Origin of the sequence: Sorangium sp. So ce406, assembly GCF_051474675.1 — a bacterium.
GTDB classification, from domain to species: Bacteria; Myxococcota_A; Polyangia; order Polyangiales; family Polyangiaceae; genus Sorangium; species Sorangium cellulosum_G.
Window position 1 is genome coordinate 9149482 of record NZ_CP150340.1, and the last position, 15431, is coordinate 9164912.

Here is a 15431-nt window from a genome sequence, read left to right on the forward strand (position 1 = left end):
GGCGCCGGCGCGCGTTTCTACGCGCCGCGCCGCGCCGCGAGGCGGGGACTACACGGGCTTGTGTGTGTCCTCTTCCTTCGCGTCCGTCTTGGCGGGGAGCTGCTTCGCGGGGTCCTCGTCGTCGTCGTCCTTGAGGCCCTTCTTGAAATTCCGGATGCCCTCGCCGATGCCCTTGCCGACATCTGCGATCCTCCCCGCGCCGAAGAGGAGCAGGGCGAGCCCGATCAGAAGGGCGATTTCCAGCGGTCCAATGCGGCCCATAGCGGTGATCCCTCGAAGGCTGCCGTGCTCCCCGCGACACGCGGCGGCGGGCTGCGGCCCGGTTCCGGTGGACCCATACCACCCATCCTCCGCACGGGCAATGCAGCGGTTCGGAGCCTTGAAACCCGTGCTAGGCTCGCGCGACCGGCTTCGCTGGAGGAGGGAGAAGGCTCGCTCCGCCAGCGGTTCAGAAATCGAGAACGGCTCGACGGCCCAGGTGGGTCGCCGACCGGCCGGACCGGACGCCAGGCCGCGGGAGCGCGCCGGCGGCGGTCCGGGGCTCCAGCCCTCGCAGGCTTCGCGATCATCGACACGGGGAAAACACGATGCCGATCAACCGCATGAATCGAAAGGCAGCGCATTGTCTGGCAGGGGCGTCGGTGGTGGCGGCGGTGCTCGCCGGCGCTCCCGAGCGCGCGCGCGCCCAGGAAGCGGACGCGAGCGACAGGGTGAGCGTCACCGGCAAGGGGATCGTCGGCGGCGCGCTGCTCGGCGGTGAGGTCGTGATGCTGACGATGGGCGCGATCGGGGTCGAGCGCGCCTGGCCCTACCTCGTCTTCGGCGGGCTCGGCGCGGCGGGCGGCGGCGTCGCCGGCTACTTCATCGAGGCCTCGGAGCCCCCCGCAGAGGTGCCGCTCTACATGCTCGCCGGCGGCATGGCGCTGGTCATCCCGACCCTCATCGTCACCCTGAACGCCACCGCGTACAAGCCGCCGGAGACGGACCAGAGCGAGCCCATTCGCAACGAGCCGGCCGCGGAGCCGCCCCAGCCGGGCGTCAACGTTCAGCTCACGACGGACGCAGCGCCGTTCCTCCGGAGAGCCCGGTGGGAGCAGCCCCGGCTCGGCCTCGTCGACATCACGCCGGGCCGGGTCGCGCTCGGCATGCCGGCGCTCTCGCTCAAGCCGCTCTACTCGCAGGACGAAATGTTCAAGTTCGGCGTGGCGCAGGGGCACGAGGTCCGCTTCCCCGTCCTCCGGGCGACGTTCTGACCGGCCCGGCGGCGCCCCGCGCAGCGGGCCCCGCTCGCCGGTCTCTGTGCCGATCGCAACGCTCGGCGTTAGGCTTTCGCCGTGGCCGATCTCGACGATCCCCCGCTCCCCTGGTCCACGAGGCTCTGGTTCGCCTTCGCGTGCTTCTTCCGCGTGCTGTTCGACGCGCAGTTCGCCGCGCGGGCCTGGCGAGCGCGCGCGGCAGCCGCGCTGCCGCCGGCCGAGCGGGGCGCGCCGGAGCCGGCTGAACGGGACCGAGAGGGCGGCGCGCCACGCCTCCCCGGCGCCGCGGAGGTCGCGAAGAAGGAGCCCGCGCCCGCGCCGCAGGCCGCGCCCGCGGTGACCTCGGCGCTCCAGCTCCTCGCGCTGCTCCAGCGCGAGGGGCGGCTGGTCGACTTCCTCGAGCAGGACATCGCCTCGTTCGGCGACGCGGACGTCGGCGTGGCGGCGAGGATGGTCCATGAAGGCTGCCGCAAGGCGCTGCGCGGACACGCGAAGCTCGCGCCCGTGCGGCGCGAGGACGAGGGGGCCAGGGTGACGCTGGAGGCCGGCTACAGTCCCGCCGAGGTCAAGCTCATCGGCAACGTGTCCGGGAGCGCGCCGTACCGAGGGGTGCTGCGCCACCGGGGCTGGCGCGCCGAGGAGCTCTCGCTGCCGACGCCGGTCGCCGGCCACGACGCCAGCGTCATCGCCCCCGCGGAGGTCGAGCTATGAGCGCGCGCTACATCATCGGCATCGATCTCGGCACGACCCACTGCGCGCTCTCTCATGCGCGCATCCCGGACGAGGGCGCCGATCCGCGGCTCACGCCGTCGCCCGAGGTGCTGGCCGTGCCGCAGCTCGTGGCGCAGGGCGCGCTCGAGGCGCGGCCGCTGCTGCCCTCGTTCATGTACATCCCCCTCGAGAGCGAGGGGCCCCAGGCGCTGCCGTGGGACGCCGAGCGGCGGTTCGTCGTCGGCGAGCACGCCCGCGCGCGCGGGGTCGACGCGCCCGCGCGCCTCGTCTCGAGCGCGAAGAGCTGGCTCTGCCACCCCGGCATCGACCGGCGCGGGCCGACGCTGCCTGTCGGCGCGCCCGAGGACATCGAGAAGATCTCGCCGGTCGAGGCGTCGTGGCGCTACCTCGAGCACCTCACCGAGGCGTGGGATCACCTGTTCGCGAAGGACGATCCGGAGCTCGCCCTCGCGAAGCAGGAGATCGTGATCACCGTGCCCGCGTCGTTCGACGCCGCCGCGCGCGAGCTCACGGTCGAGGCGGCGAGCGCCGCGGGCTTCGAGGACCTCACGCTGCTCGAGGAGCCGCAGGCGGCCGTGTACGCCTGGATCGACGCGGCCGGCGAGGCGTGGCGCAAGCACCTCCAGCCGGGCGACGTGCTGCTCGTGGTCGACGTCGGCGGCGGGACCACCGACTTCTCCGCGATCGCCGCGGTCCCGCGCGACGACGGCTCGCTCGAGCTCGTCCGCGTGGCGGTCGGCGATCACATCCTGCTCGGCGGTGACAACATGGACCTCGCGCTCGCGCACGTCGTGAAGGCGAAGCTCGCGGCCGAGGGCAAGGAGCTCGACCGCTGGCAGATGACGTCGCTCACGCACGCGGCGCGCGTCGCGAAGGAGCGGCTGCTCGGCGATCCGTCGATGAACGAGGCGCCGATCGTGATCGCCGGCCGCGGCTCGAAGCTGCTGGGCGCGTCGATCCGGACGGAGCTCACGCGCGACGAGATCACGCGGACGCTCGTGGACGGGTTCTTCCCCGAGGTCCCGTCCTCCGCGCGCCCCGCGACCCGCGCGCGCGCCGGCCTGACGCAGCTCGGCCTCCCGTACGCGCAGGACCCGGCGATCACCCGCCACCTCGCGGCCTTCCTGGGGCGGCAGGCCGGCGCGACGTCGAAGCTGGAGGGCTTCGTCCCGAAGGAAGGGAGCGCCGGGTCCGGCCGCGCGCCGCTCCTGCTGCACCCGACGGCGGTGCTGTTCAACGGGGGCGTCATGAAGAGCGCGGCGCTGCGCGAGCGGCTCGTCGCGACGCTCGGCGCCTGGCTCGAGGAGGACGGCGCGCCGCCGCCGCGGGTGCTCCCGATCGACGACCTGGATCTCGCGGTCGCGCGCGGCGCCGCCGCCTACGGCCTGGCGCGGCGCGGCCGGGGGCTCAGGATCCGCGGCGGGACGGCGCGGGCGTACTACGTGGGCATCGAGGGGGCCGTGCCGGCGGTGCCCGGCCTGGAGCCGCCGATCACGGCGCTCTGCCTGGCGCCGTTCGGCATGGAGGAGGGCACCGAGGCGACGCTGCCGCCGCAGGAGTTCGGGGTGGTGGTCGGCGAGCCGGTGCGCTTCCGCTTCTTCAGCTCGTCGGTGCGCCGAGACGACCAGGCCGGGACCGAGCTCGAGGCCTGGAAGCCGGGCGAGCTCGAGGAGCTCTCGCCGATCGAGGTCACCCTGCCCGCCGAGGGGCGCCGCGAGGGGGACATGGTGCCGGTGCGGCTGCGCGCCTCGGTCACCGAGGTGGGGACGCTCCTCCTGGAGGCGATCCCGCGCGAGGCGCAGAAGCCGAACGAGCGCTGGCGGATCGAGCTGTCGGTGCGCGCCGAGACGTGAGGCGCGGCGCGTCAGCATCGGAAGCGAGCTGACGCGTCGCGTTAGCCCGGCGCACGCCGCGCTGGCGCGACGCGCGCGGGGCCGTGACGGCGCCGGAAGAGCTCACCGGGGAAACGACACCACGACATGGCGCCCACGACTCGCAAGCTCCGCGTCGTCCATACGACGAGATACACCTACGATCGCCCGGTGGAGCGCAGCGTGCACAAGCTGCATCTCTGCCCGATGCACGACCGGGATCAGCGCGTCCTCTCGCACGCGCTCGCGATCGACCCGGAGGTCCCCACGGTGGAGCTCGAGGACGTCTTCGGAAACCGGGTCACGCGCTTCGAGATGACCTCCCCGTATACCGCGCTCACGATATCGGCCGACTCGGTCGTGGAGCTGCTCGATGCGGATCCGTTCGCGTTCGCGACGACGAAGATCCGGCCCGCGTTCCCCCTCGCCTGGATGCCCTGGGAGCAGGCGATGATCGCGCCGTACGTGCGCCCCCCCGAGCTCCCTGCCCGCCAGCTCCAGGAGCTCTTCGATTATGCCATGTCGTTCGTCGAGCGGAACGACGCGGACCTGATGGAGACGCTCTTCGCCATCAACCTGACGCTCTTCCGCGAATACCGGTACACGCCGGGCGCGACCGACCTGGCGACCACCCCTCACGACGTCTTCGTCAACAGGCGCGGGGTCTGCCAGGATTTCGCGAACCTGTTCATCTGCCTGTCGCGGCTCCTGGGCATTCCGGCGCGCTACGTGTGCGGATACATCTATACGGGCAATGTCGGCACGAACCGCGCCGGCTCCGACGCGACGCACGCGTGGGCGCAGCTCTACATCCCGAACACCGGCTGGAAGGGGTTCGATCCAACGAACGGCGTGCTGCCCAGTCTCGACCACGTGCGGGTCGGCTACGGCCGCGACACCACGGACGCCACCCCCACGGCGGGGACGCTCTACACGCCGGCCGCGGAGACGATGACCGTCGATGTGACCGTGTCCGAGGTGGAGTAAGCTTCGCTGCGGTATCGACCGCGCGTCGACAGGGCCCATCGCAGCGATCAGAGCGCATCGCGGAGACCGCGCGACAACGGCCGCAGGGGCGACAGGCATCCCGCCTTGCCCCTGCGGCCGCGCGCTGATCACCGAGGATCGGTCGGAAGCGTCCGCGATACCTCAGCGCATCGAGATCACTCGCCGGTGTCCTGGAGGCAGACGGTGCCCTGCTCGATGCATGCGCCGTCCGCTTCGGTGGCCACCATGCTGCCGCACGCCGTACACTCGTCGCTCTGCTCCGCCCCTTCCGGGGAGCACTCGTTGAAACAGGGGTCGCCGTCGGCCGCGCCGCAGGCCTCGCAGATACAGTCCGTGAGCGCCACGTACTTCGGCAACGAGGACTCGCACAGGTCGTTCGGATCGGCATCGTCGAGGAGGGGCGCCGAGCAGGTCACACACTCCACGCCTTCCCCGCCGCCGCCGCCGTCGCCGCCGCCGCCCTCGCCCCCCTCGCCGCCGGTACCGGTCGTGGCGCTCGAGGTGGTCGTGCTGCTGCTGCTCGCGGTCGTCCCGCCGCCCGTGCCCCCGTCCGTGTCGTCCCCGCACCCCGCGGAGAAGGCGGTCGCGCCAAGCATGAGAGCCATCGAGACAATGCCAACAAGATTGATGCTACGCATGAGATCCTCCAGCGCGCTCGAACGAGCGCAAGCCTTCGATAGTCGATTCGTCACCGGTCCCACCGGGACATGCCGGTCGCGGCGTTTCCCGCGCGCCGGCGGTGGCACCCTACTGCACCCAGGCTGTGACGCTCAACTGTCTCGATACGGCTCACAGAGACGACTTTCCGAGCTTCGCCCTTCGCCCGACCGAAATACAGTCACACGAGCCCCGCCGAGGACGAACCCGCCGGGACCGCGCGGTTCGGGAATCGCCTGACCCCGGCCCGGAAGCGGGAGACCCGCAGTCGCCCGTCGCGGGTCGAGCGCGCATTCGCAGCGCGCCGCGAGGGCGTCAGAGCATCATGCCGAATCCGGCGAGCCACGACTTCCGAGCTTTCTTGTGCTCCGCGGAACCCCGCACGGCGGAGCTCGGACAAGGCCCCGCGCGCGCGGCGCCGCTCCGGGATCTCGCGCCGCGTCGATGGCTCGAACGAGCCTGGAGACGGCGGTGGATCTCGCCGGGAGCGCTCATTCGAGATGAACGTGGAAGTTGGAAAGCGCCGGTGTTCGCGGCCGAGCGGCCCGGAGCTGCTATGATGAGAGGCGCGACGTCGCAGCCGCCGGCGGCCGCAGCTCCAGCTCGTCGCGCGTTCATCGCACGTTCGTCGCACGTTTCAGGTCACCGGGGAGAGCACGATGAGCTTTCGGTTGCGCGTGTGTCTGTTGGCGACGCTCGCGGGCCTGTGCGCCTGTGCGAGCACACCGGTGCAGTGGCCCTCGCCGGAAGGGCAACCGAACCTCCAGCCCGCGCGGGAGATCAACCCGATCGCGCGGCCCGACGCGACGCGCCCGGCGGCGATCGTCGGGGCCACGCTCATCGACGGCCGCGGAGGGCCGCCCGTGCGGGACGCCGTCGTCGTGGTCCGCGGCGATCGCATCGTCGCCGCGGGCGCGCGCGGCGCCACGGACGTCCCGGCCGGCGCCGAGATCGTCCGCGGCGACGGGCTCTCGGTCCTGCCCGGCCTCATCGACGCGCATTTCCACATCGACGGCGACGACGGGCTGCCCGGGCTCTTCCTGCAGCGCGGCGTGACCTCGCTGCGCGAGCCCGGGAACTGGATCGAGGCGTACGACGCCGCGCGCAGGCTCGGCCCGGTGCCACGGCTCTTCCTGGCGGGGCCGATGCTCGACGGGCCCGACCCCGCCTACCCGGAGAGCGCGCTGATCGTGCGCGACGCGGCCGAGGCGCGCTGGGCGGTCGATCGGCTGGTCGAGCGCGGGGCGTCGGCGATCAAGGTCTACTTCCGCCTGCCGCTCGGGCTCGTCGAGGCGATCGCGCAGGCCGCGCACGCGCGCGGCGTGGTCGCCACCGCGCACCTCGAGACGGTGGACGCCGCGGCGGCGATCCGCGCCGGGCTCGACGGCCTCGAGCACATCACCTCGCTGGGCACGGCGCTCGTGCCGCCGCGCGAGGCGGAGCGCTACCGGCAGGCGGTGATCGCCCGCAACGAGGCGCGCCTCCAGGGCCGCTACGAGCTCTTTCGCGGCATCTCCCTCGGCGCGCCGCGGACCTCCGAGCTCCTCCGGCTGCTCGCGGCGCGCGGGACCTTCGTCACCCCCACCCTCGCCATCTTCGAGCGCCGCGCCAAGGACGAGGGCGCGACCGAGACCCAGGTGCACGGCTTCGAGAACATGATGAGGCTCACCGGCGCGGCGCGGCGCGCCGGCGTGCGGGTGGTCGTCGGCTCCCACGGCACGGTGCCGGGCGCCGAGCGAGGGTGGGCCTACCAGCGCGAGATGGAGCTGCTCGTCGAGAGCGGCCTGTCGCCCATGGAGGTGCTCGTCGCCGGCACCTCGGAGAACGCACGGTTCTTCCGCATCGACGACCGGCTCGGCAGCGTCGAGCCGGGCAAGCTCGCCGACCTCGTCCTGGTGGAGGGCGACCCGCTCGCCGACATCCGGGCGATGCGCCGCGTGAGGCGGGTCATGTTGAACGGGCGATGGGTCGCCGCACCCCAGGGCGACTGAGCCGAGCGCGCCGCGGGCTGGCCGCGGCGCGCTCCGGCGGGCGTGTTCAGCCCATCTCGACGTCGACGCGCACCGTCTTGCCGGCGGGGGCCAGGGGGATCACGTTGCCCTCGACCGCCTTGCCGTCCACGGTGAGCTTCTTCACGCCCTTGCACACCCCCGAGTTCTTGACGTTGATCTCGTAGGTGGCGCCGCGGAAACGGCGAGAGATGGAGAAGCTCTTCCACGCCTTGGGCACGCAGGGGTCGAGCTTCAGGCCGTCGTACTGCGGCTGCACGCCCAGGATCCCCTGGCTGACGGACACGAACGTCCAGGCCGCGGTGCCGGTGAGCCAGGCGTTCTTGGCCTCACCGAAGACCGGGGCGTCCTTGCCCGCGATCATCTGCGCATAGACGTAGGGCTCGGCCCGGTAGGTCTCGATCTGGCTCTCCTTGGCGGAGGGGCAGATGGAGAGATAGTACTCGAGCGCGCGCTCGCCGTCGCCCAGCAGACACCATCCGAGGTGGATCCAGGTGTTGTTGTGGCAGAAGATACCGGCGTTCTCCTTCACGCCCGGCGGGTACGAGGTGACCTCCCCGAGCTCGAGGTGGTAGGTCGAGTACGCGGGCTGCTGCAGCACGATGCCGTTCTTCGTGTAGAGGTGCTTGTGCACGCTCTCCATCGCCTGCTTCGCGCGGCCGTTGTCCGCGCCGGCGCCGCCGAGCACGCACCAGCCCTGGCTCTCGATGAAGATCTTGCCCTCCTCGTTCTCCTTGCTCCCGACGGGGCGGCCCTGGGCGTCGTAGGCGCGGCGGTACCACTCGCCGTCCCAGGCCTCCTTCTCGACCACGGCCAGCATGTCGGCGTGGTGCCCGCGCATGCGCTCCGCGTCGGACTTCTGGCCCATCCAGTCATACAGGGCGGCCATCTCGCGGCTGGCGTAGAGGAAGAGGCCGGCGATCATCACGGACTCGGCCTTCGAGTCCTTCACGTCGCCCGCGGTCTGGAAGCTCTCGTTCGGCTCGGTGCTGAAGCAGTTCAGGTTCAGGCAGTCGTTCCAGTCCGCGTGGCCGATCAGCGGCAGGCCGTGCGGGCCGCGCTTCTTCATCGTGTACGCGATGGACGTCTCCAGGTGGTGCAGGAGGTCCTCCTTGGAGCCCTGCTTGTCGGCGTAGCCCACGGCCTCCTTGAGGATGCTCTTGTCGCCCGTCTCCTTGATGTACGCGCACGTGGAGAGGATGAGCCACAGGTGATCGTCGTAGAAGTCGCCGCCGATGTCGGCGTTCCCCTTCTTCGTCAGCGGCTGGTACTGGTGGTAGCAGGTGCCGTCGCTGAGCTGGGTGGCCGCGATGTCGAGGATGCGCTGGCGGGCGCGCTCCGGGATGAGGTGCACGAAGCCGAGGAGATCCTGGTTCGAGTCGCGGAAGCCCATGCCGCGCCCGATGCCGGTCTCGTACATGCTGGCCGACCGCGAGAGGTTGAAGGTGGCCATGCACTGGTACTGGTTCCAGGTGTTGAGCATGCGCCGCGCGTGCTCGTCCGGACAGTCGGCCTGGAAGTTCGCGAGGAGCCCGGCCCAGTCCTCCTTGAGCTGAGCGAACGCCCCGTCCACGGCGCCGGGCGCCGAGTACTTGGCCAGGATCTCCTTGCCCTTCTGCTTGTTCAGGACGAAGGGCGCCTTGAACTTGGGCAGATCCCCCTGGTCCACGTACGAGAGCACGAAGCTCAGGGTCTCGCTCGCGCCGGGCTCGAGCGAGAGGCTCACCTGGTGGCTACCGATCGGGTTCCAGCCGAACGCCTTGGAGTTCGTGGCCTTGCCCTTGGCCGGCACCTGGGCCTCGTGGAGCCCGTGGTGGACGCTGCCGCAGAAGGCGTCGCGGCTCGTGTCGAACCCGTCGACGGCGCGCGTGCAGGCGAAGAGCGAGTAATGGGAGCGGCGCTCGCGGAACTCCGTCTTGTGGTAGATCGCGCTCCCCTCGACCTCCACCTCGCCGATGGAGTAGGTGCGCTGGTAGTTCGTCATGTCGTTGAGCGCCTCGAAGAAGCAGAACTCCTGGAAGGAGAAGAGCTGGATGTCCTTCTTCGCGCCGCTCTTGTTGGTGACCCGGGTGCGCCAGATCTCCACGTTCTCGCCGGGGACGATGAAGAAGAGCACCTCGACCTCGACGCCGTTCTTCTCGCCCGTGATCCTGGTGTATCCCAGGCCATGGCGGCACTCGTAGCGATCGAGGGCCGTCTTGACCGGCTTCCACATGGGGTTCCACACCACCCCGCCGTCGTTCACGTACAGGTAGCGCCCGCCGATATCCATGGGCACGTTGTTGTACCGATAGCGCGTCAGCCGCCGGAGCTTGGCGTCCTTCCAGAACGTGTAGCCGCCGGCCGTGTTGGTGCAGAGGCCGAACATCTCGTCCGAGCCCAGGTAGTTGAGCCAGGGCAGCGGCGTGTCGGGCCGGGTGATGACGTACTCGCGGCTCTCGTCGTCGAAATGGCCGTACTGATTGCTCATGGACGCGCGGTCTCCGTGCATTCGGTGGAGTCGAAAGCTGGGTCGGAAGCGGCGAGCTTCTCTCCCGTCAACGACAGAAAAAAACCCAGCGGCAGGGCTGCCCCGGGTTCGATAAGCCAATGATTGTTGGGCTGGGGCCTCCGAGCGAGCTCAGAGGGCCGCCACTCTAGACCCCTGCCCTGCTGGTTGTCAACGGGGCCCGCGGGAGCGTAGGACGGCGTTTTTCCCGGAGAAATGCGGCACTCGACGCCCTCGCGCTCCATGGCGTGGCCGCTGTGTGGCGGACAACGCAAGATTACGGTACGGCGTGAATTTTACACATCCTTGTGCGGCCCGGTCTGGCGCGGCGCGGCGTGGGGGCGCGCGGTCCTCGGGCCTACGGTCTTCGCACCTCGGACGGGCATGCGGTCCTCGCACCAGGGGTGGGCCTGGGGGGACCGTGCCAGTCGCGCGCCCTTGGCTACCGATCGTCGTCGGAGTCCTCGTCCCGGTCCTCGTCGGGGAGCACCAGCCTGCCGATGGCGACCTGGCGCGCCGTGGTCGGATAATAGGCCGTGCCGGCGGCCGTGCTCCAGGTGTGCCCGACGATGGTGTCCGACGTGCTCGTGTAGACGCGCATCACGCCGTAACCCGCGCCGGTGGCCCACCGGCCGCCGGAGGACATCCTGGAGTCGGACGGGCCGTGATGTGAGCTCGTCGAGTCGACCACGCTTACCTCGTACTGGAACGTGCCCAGCACGAAGGGGCTGACCGGGAGCTTCAGCCTCGGCGCCCGGCGGAGGATCGCGACGTGACCGGTCGACGACTCGCCCGCAGGATAACGGAGGGCGATGACGTCGCCGGCGCGCGCGTCCCCCAGGTCGTGGATCCTCTCGAATCCATTCTCCTCGACGATCGCGTCATAGTAAGCGGCGGCGCTCGGGCTCCGGCTGCCCAGCCAGTCGCCAAACGACGACTCGGACCACCCGTAGCTCCGCTTGAGCATCTCCGTCAAGAAGGTGGCGCACTGCGTGCGGTTCATGTAACGCCGCGCGCCGGACACGCCAGCCCAGGAGACGAAGCTGGCAGTCGAGTACTCATTGTTCTCAGGAGCGACGTTATCGACGAGCCGCTCCGCCCACCTGAGGTGGTCGGCGTCACGCGCGGCCGCAGGCCGCGGCGAGAGCCACGAGAGCCCCGAAAGGACGAGACAAGCGATCCCCAACGGACAACGACGAACGCTCGCCATGATCCACCATGCAATGCAATGTGTTGCTCGGACCGGCGCGTCGCTCTCAGCGCGCGTATTCCCGTGATGTATTAACCACCATCGGGAGACGCCGTTCAATATAAATTTGCAGCGTGAGTATCTTTAGGAGTCGTTTGTCCCACAGGCGCACAGAAGGACAGGCACTCTCGCGCGCCGTCCGCCTCGCGGGACGACGGAGGACGCCAGGGCGGCGACGCGGCGGCCCCCCGCGCGGCCGAGATGACGGGTCGGTAGAGGAAGCCAGCGTGGGGCGCGGGGCCAGCGTGGCCCACAGCCCCGCTGTGACGGGCGTAACAGGAACAGGAGCAGGAACAGAAGCAGGAACAGGAGCAGGAACAGTCAGCCTCGCGGTCTCGCGCGGGACGGCGAAAAACAGGCGATTTCGAGGGAGGGTCTGTGTTAACCTGGCCTGTTATCCCGGCGCACGGGCGGCGCGGGAGAGCGGGCGCGGGCGACGTGTTGGCGGAGGGAGGACGCGCGGCCGGCGGGAGCGCCGGGCCTCGGGCTCCTCACCTGGTCTTGATACGGAACTCCACGCGCCGGTTCATGGCGCGGCAGCCCTCGTCGTTCGTGAAGCAGAGCGGCGCGCCGGCGCCGTACCCAGGCGCCGTCATCGGCGTCGTGACGCCGCGCTGGACGAGGTAGCGGACCACGGCGTTCGCGCGGCGCTCGGACAGCTTGATGTTGTGCTCCACCGTGCCCTGGTTGTCCGTGTGCCCCTCGACCGTGAGCGCGGTGATCTCCGGGTGCGTCCTCAGGATGTTCGCGACCGCGTCGAGGACCGAGAACGACTCGGGCCGGATCTCGTCCTTGTCGAGGTCGTAGAAGATCGGCCGGGCGATCTTGATGCGATCCCCCTCGATCACCGCCTCGGCGGGGGCCGCCGGCTGGACGGGCGCGGGCGGCGGAGGGGGCGGCGGCGTCGCGCTCGCCGCCAGCGACATCTCGGTGCTCGCCGACCCGCACCCCGCCGCAAGGACGCCCATGACCACAAGCCAGATCGCTCGGTTCGCTCGCATTTCGCGCCTCTAGCACGGGGAATCGCCCGGAAAAAGTACGCTGACATCGGTGGCGAGCCGCCGGCGCGTCGCCCGCCGCTCCGCCCGCCAGAGCTGCGGGCGGAAGGCGCCGCGGCGATCCAGTATCGTTGCTGCGCGCACGCATGTCCGCCCCCTCGAAGAACCCGAGCCTGATCGTCGGAGTCGACCTCGGCACCACGCACACCGTCGTGGCGTGGGCCGAGCGCGACGCCGATCCCGGCGCCATCCGCGTCTTTCCGATCCCGCAGCTCGTGACGGCCACGGAGGTCGAGGCGCGCCCGCTGCTGCCGTCGCTGCTCTACGCGCCCGTGCCGGGCGAGGCGCCGGCCGACCCCTTCGGCGACGCGCCGTTCGTCCTCGGCGAGCAGGCGCGCCGGCGCGGCGGGGAGATCCCCGGCCGGCTCATCGCCTCGGCGAAGAGCTGGCTCTGCCACCCCGCCGTCGATCGCACCGCGCCGATCCTGCCCTGGGGCGCGGGCGACGACGCGGCCGACCTGCCGCGCGTCTCGCCGCTCGACGCGAGCGCCCGGCTCCTCGCCCACGTGCGGCGCACCTGGGACGAGGCCTTCCCGGATCGGCCGCTCGCGGAGCAGGAGGTCGTGCTCACCGTGCCGGCCTCGTTCGACGAGGTCGCGCGCGAGCTCACCGTCGAGGCCGCCCGTCGCGCCGGCCTGTCGGCGCGGCTCCTCGAGGAGCCGCAGGCCGCGTTCTACGACTTCATGCGGCTCGCGGGGGCGGGAGGCCTCGACGCCCTGCTCGCCCGCTCGGGCGGCGAGGCGTTGGTCCTCGTCTGCGACGTCGGCGGCGGCACCACCGATCTGTCGCTCATCCGCGTCGCGCGGCGCGCCGGCGCGGCCGACGGCGCTCCCCTCGACGGCCCTCCGGTCGAGGTCTCGCGCGTCGCGGTCGGCCACCACCTGCTGCTCGGCGGCGACAACATGGACCTCGCGCTCGCCCACCTCTGCGAGCCGCGCCTCGTCGGCGCCGGCGAGAAGCTCGACCCGGCGCGCTTCGGGCAGCTCGTGCTCGCCTGCCGCGCCGCCAAGGAGCGCCTGCTCGGCGGCGCGTCGCCCGACGGCGCGTCGCCCGACGGCGCGCCGCCGGACGACGCGCCGGTCACCGTGCTCTCGCACGGCGCGCGGCTCGTCGGCGGGGCGCTGACGACGCGCCTCGGCCGCGAGGAGGTCGAGCGCGTCGTGCTCGACGGGTTCCTCCCGGAGACGCCCCGGGACGCGCGGCCGCAGCGCGGGCGGAGCGGGCTCGTCGCGTTCGGGCTGCCGTACGAGCGCGACGTCGCGATCACGCGGCACGTGGCCTGGTTCTTCGCGCGCCACGCCCCCGGGTCGCTCGGGCCGACCTCGCTGCTCCTGAACGGCGGCGTCTTCCGCGCGCGCCGCGTCGCCGAGCGGCTCGCGCGCGTCATCGAGCGCTGGGGCGGCCCGCCGCTCGACGTGCTCCCGCACGCCGATCCCGACCTCGCCGTGGCGCGGGGCGCGGTCGCCTACGGCCTCGCGCTCGCGGGCCGCGGCGTGCGCATCGAGGGGGGCGCGGCGCGCGGCTACTACGTCGGCCTCGAGCCGCTCGCCGGCGGGGGGCCGCGGCCCGCGGTCTGCGTCGTGCCGCGCGGCGCGAAGGAGGGCAGCGCGCACACGGCGGCCGGGCGGACCTTCGCGCTCGTCGTGGGCCGACCGGTCCGGTTCGACCTGTTCGCGTCGGACGACGCGCGCGAGGACCGCGCGGGCGACCTCGTCCCGCTCGAGGAGGACCGGTTCGAGGCGCTCCCGCCGGTCGCGGTGGCGTTCGACGCCGGCGACGCGGCGCGCGCGCGCGCCGAAGGCGGCAAGCGGGCGGAGGTCCGCGTCCAGATCGAGGGAGAGCTCACCGCGATCGGCACCCTGGATCTCGCCTGCGTCGAGGTGGGCGTCCCGGCGCCGCGCCGCTTCCGGCTCGCGTTCCAGCTGCGCGAGGACGGCCGCGGCGCGCGCGGCGCGGAGGGCGCGGGCGCCGCTGACGCCGGGGGAGGCGCGACGGGCGGCGCGCCGGCGGAGCGGGCGCCGACGAGGCCGCTCACGGCGGCGACGCCGGGGGGCAAGCGGCTCGACGAGGCGCGGGAGGCGATCGAGCGGGTGTTCGGCAAGGGGCGGCCCGACGTCGCGCCGCGGGAGGTGAAGAACCTCGTGCGCGAGCTCGAGCGCGTGCTCGGCGAGCGCGCCGCCTGGACGACCGAGACCGCGCGGGCGCTGTTCGACACGCTCGCGCCGAGCGCGCGCTCGCGGCGGCGCTCGGCCGATCACGAGCGCGTGTTCTGGTCGCTGGCCGGCTACTGCCTCCGCCCCGGCCTCGGTGACGCGGGCGACCCGGCGCGGATCGCGGCGCTCGCGCCGCTCTTCGCCGAGCGGCTCGCGTTCCCGCAGGAGGCGCGATCGTGGCAGCAGTTCTGGATCGCGTGGCGCCGCGTCGCCGGCGGGCTCGACGAGCCGCTGCAGGTGGCGATCCGGGACCTCGCGGATCCGTTCCTCGCCCCGTCCGAGCAGCGGCTGAAGAAGCCGAAGGGGGTGAAGCCGGAGGCGCTCGACGACCTGCTCGAGCTGTGCGCGTCGCTCGAGCGCGTGCCCGCCGGCCGAAGGAGCGAGCTCGGCGCCTGGATCCTGGAGCGCACGTGGACCGACCGCGACGCGCGGCTCTGGGCGGCGATCGGCCGCATCGGGGCGCGCGTGCCTGCGTACGCGAGCGTGCACCACGTGGTCTCGCCGGCGGCGGCCGAGCGGTGGCTCGACCACCTGCTGCGCGAGAAGTGGGAGGGCCTGCCGTCCGCCGCGCCGGCCGCGGTGCAGCTCGCGCGCAGGACCGGCGACCGGGCGCGCGACGTGTCCGACCGGACCCGCGGCGAGGTCGAGCGGCGGCTCGTCAAGGCGGGCGCGCCGGAGGCGTGGGTGAGGGCCGTGCGCGAGGTGGTCGCCGTGGAGGAGGCCGAGCGCGCGGCGTTCTTCGGAGAAGGGCTGCCGGTGGGGCTGCGGCTCGTGAGCGAGTAGGGGCTGGGGCTGGAATGGCGCCGTCGCGCGGCCTCACCTGGGCACAAGCAGAGGAGCCGTAGATGAAGACGCGGTGGCGAGTCGCCGAAGCATTGTAATGAGTCGCC

The 15431-nt window shown here is 72.1% G+C and carries 11 protein-coding genes; 6 read left to right on the forward strand and 5 right to left on the reverse strand.

The window, feature by feature from the left end; genetic code table 11:
• Nucleotides 1–48 precede the first annotated feature (48 nt).
• Complete coding sequence (locus WME96_RS34225) at nucleotides 49–261, reverse strand: twin-arginine translocase TatA/TatE family subunit (RefSeq protein ID WP_433928658.1); 213 nt, start codon at nucleotides 259–261, stop codon at nucleotides 49–51.
• A 326-nt stretch (nucleotides 262–587) separates the two neighbouring features.
• Between WME96_RS34225 and WME96_RS34230 the strand changes: the two genes are divergently transcribed.
• The 4 genes from WME96_RS34230 to WME96_RS34245 all read left to right on the forward strand — a co-directional run bounded on the left by WME96_RS34230 (nucleotide 588) and on the right by WME96_RS34245 (nucleotide 4846).
• Entirely contained in the window at nucleotides 588–1253 is a 666-nt protein-coding gene (locus tag WME96_RS34230; RefSeq protein WP_437285784.1) for a hypothetical protein, read from the forward strand.
• An 81-nt stretch (nucleotides 1254–1334) separates the two neighbouring features.
• Nucleotides 1335–1967, forward strand: coding sequence for a DUF2760 domain-containing protein (locus WME96_RS34235; protein WP_437285785.1), 633 nt, complete (start codon nucleotides 1335–1337; stop codon nucleotides 1965–1967).
• A complete protein-coding gene (locus WME96_RS34240) occupies nucleotides 1964–3841 on the forward strand; it encodes an Hsp70 family protein (RefSeq protein ID WP_437285786.1) in 1878 nt (625 codons plus the stop codon). The genes WME96_RS34235 and WME96_RS34240 overlap by 4 nt, the downstream gene beginning before the upstream one ends.
• A 126-nt stretch (nucleotides 3842–3967) precedes the next feature.
• Nucleotides 3968–4846 carry a transglutaminase family protein gene (locus WME96_RS34245; RefSeq protein ID WP_437285787.1) on the forward strand — a complete coding sequence of 293 codons (879 nt, stop codon included), beginning with the start codon at nucleotides 3968–3970 and terminating at the stop codon, nucleotides 4844–4846.
• A gap of 176 nt (nucleotides 4847–5022) precedes the next feature.
• Here the strand turns inward: WME96_RS34245 and WME96_RS34250 are convergent, their stop codons facing one another.
• Nucleotides 5023–5472 (reverse strand): hypothetical protein, encoded by a 450-nt coding sequence (locus WME96_RS34250; RefSeq protein WP_437285788.1) that lies wholly within the window; start codon nucleotides 5470–5472, stop codon nucleotides 5023–5025.
• A 711-nt stretch (nucleotides 5473–6183) separates the two neighbouring features.
• Between WME96_RS34250 and WME96_RS34255 the strand changes: the two genes are divergently transcribed.
• On the forward strand, nucleotides 6184–7515 hold the full coding sequence (locus tag WME96_RS34255; RefSeq protein WP_437285789.1) for an amidohydrolase family protein: 1332 nt from the start codon (nucleotides 6184–6186) through the stop codon (nucleotides 7513–7515).
• A gap of 46 nt (nucleotides 7516–7561) precedes the next feature.
• On the opposite strand, the gene WME96_RS34260 is transcribed toward WME96_RS34255, so the two are convergent.
• The 3 genes from WME96_RS34260 to WME96_RS34270 all read right to left on the reverse strand — a co-directional run bounded on the left by WME96_RS34260 (nucleotide 7562) and on the right by WME96_RS34270 (nucleotide 12271).
• Nucleotides 7562–10003, reverse strand: a complete 2442-nt coding sequence (locus WME96_RS34260; RefSeq protein WP_437285790.1) for a GH36-type glycosyl hydrolase domain-containing protein — start codon at nucleotides 10001–10003, stop codon at nucleotides 7562–7564.
• A gap of 460 nt (nucleotides 10004–10463) precedes the next feature.
• Nucleotides 10464–11024: a hypothetical protein gene (locus tag WME96_RS34265; protein ID WP_437285791.1), complete on the reverse strand. Its 561-nt coding sequence runs from the start codon at nucleotides 11022–11024 to the stop codon at nucleotides 10464–10466.
• A 737-nt stretch (nucleotides 11025–11761) separates the two neighbouring features.
• Nucleotides 11762–12271: an OmpA family protein gene (locus tag WME96_RS34270; RefSeq protein ID WP_437285792.1), complete on the reverse strand. Its 510-nt coding sequence runs from the start codon at nucleotides 12269–12271 to the stop codon at nucleotides 11762–11764.
• 143 nt (nucleotides 12272–12414) lie between these two features.
• On the opposite strand from WME96_RS34270, the gene WME96_RS34275 reads away from it, so the two are divergent.
• A complete protein-coding gene (locus WME96_RS34275; protein ID WP_437285793.1) occupies nucleotides 12415–15324 on the forward strand; it encodes an Hsp70 family protein in 2910 nt (969 codons plus the stop codon).
• Nucleotides 15325–15431 lie beyond the last annotated feature (107 nt).

Excerpts from the sequence above, each read along its gene's own strand:
- WME96_RS34225 (WP_433928658.1), bottom strand. The coding sequence starts at position 261 with ATGGGCCGCATTGGACCGCTGGAAATCGCCCTTCTGATCGGGCTCGCC.
- WME96_RS34230 (WP_437285784.1), top strand. The coding sequence starts at position 588 with ATGCCGATCAACCGCATGAATCGAAAGGCAGCGCATTGTCTGGCAGGG.
- WME96_RS34240 (WP_437285786.1), top strand. The coding sequence starts at position 1,964 with ATGAGCGCGCGCTACATCATCGGCATCGATCTCGGCACGACCCACTGC.
- WME96_RS34245 (WP_437285787.1), top strand. The coding sequence starts at position 3,968 with ATGGCGCCCACGACTCGCAAGCTCCGCGTCGTCCATACGACGAGATAC.
- WME96_RS34250 (WP_437285788.1), bottom strand. The coding sequence starts at position 5,472 with ATGGCTCTCATGCTTGGCGCGACCGCCTTCTCCGCGGGGTGCGGGGAC.
- WME96_RS34255 (WP_437285789.1), top strand. The coding sequence starts at position 6,184 with ATGAGCTTTCGGTTGCGCGTGTGTCTGTTGGCGACGCTCGCGGGCCTG.
- WME96_RS34260 (WP_437285790.1), bottom strand. The coding sequence starts at position 10,003 with ATGAGCAATCAGTACGGCCATTTCGACGACGAGAGCCGCGAGTACGTC.
- WME96_RS34265 (WP_437285791.1), bottom strand. The coding sequence starts at position 11,024 with ATGAACCGCACGCAGTGCGCCACCTTCTTGACGGAGATGCTCAAGCGG.
- WME96_RS34270 (WP_437285792.1), bottom strand. The coding sequence starts at position 12,271 with ATGCGAGCGAACCGAGCGATCTGGCTTGTGGTCATGGGCGTCCTTGCG.
- WME96_RS34275 (WP_437285793.1), top strand. The coding sequence starts at position 12,415 with ATGTCCGCCCCCTCGAAGAACCCGAGCCTGATCGTCGGAGTCGACCTC.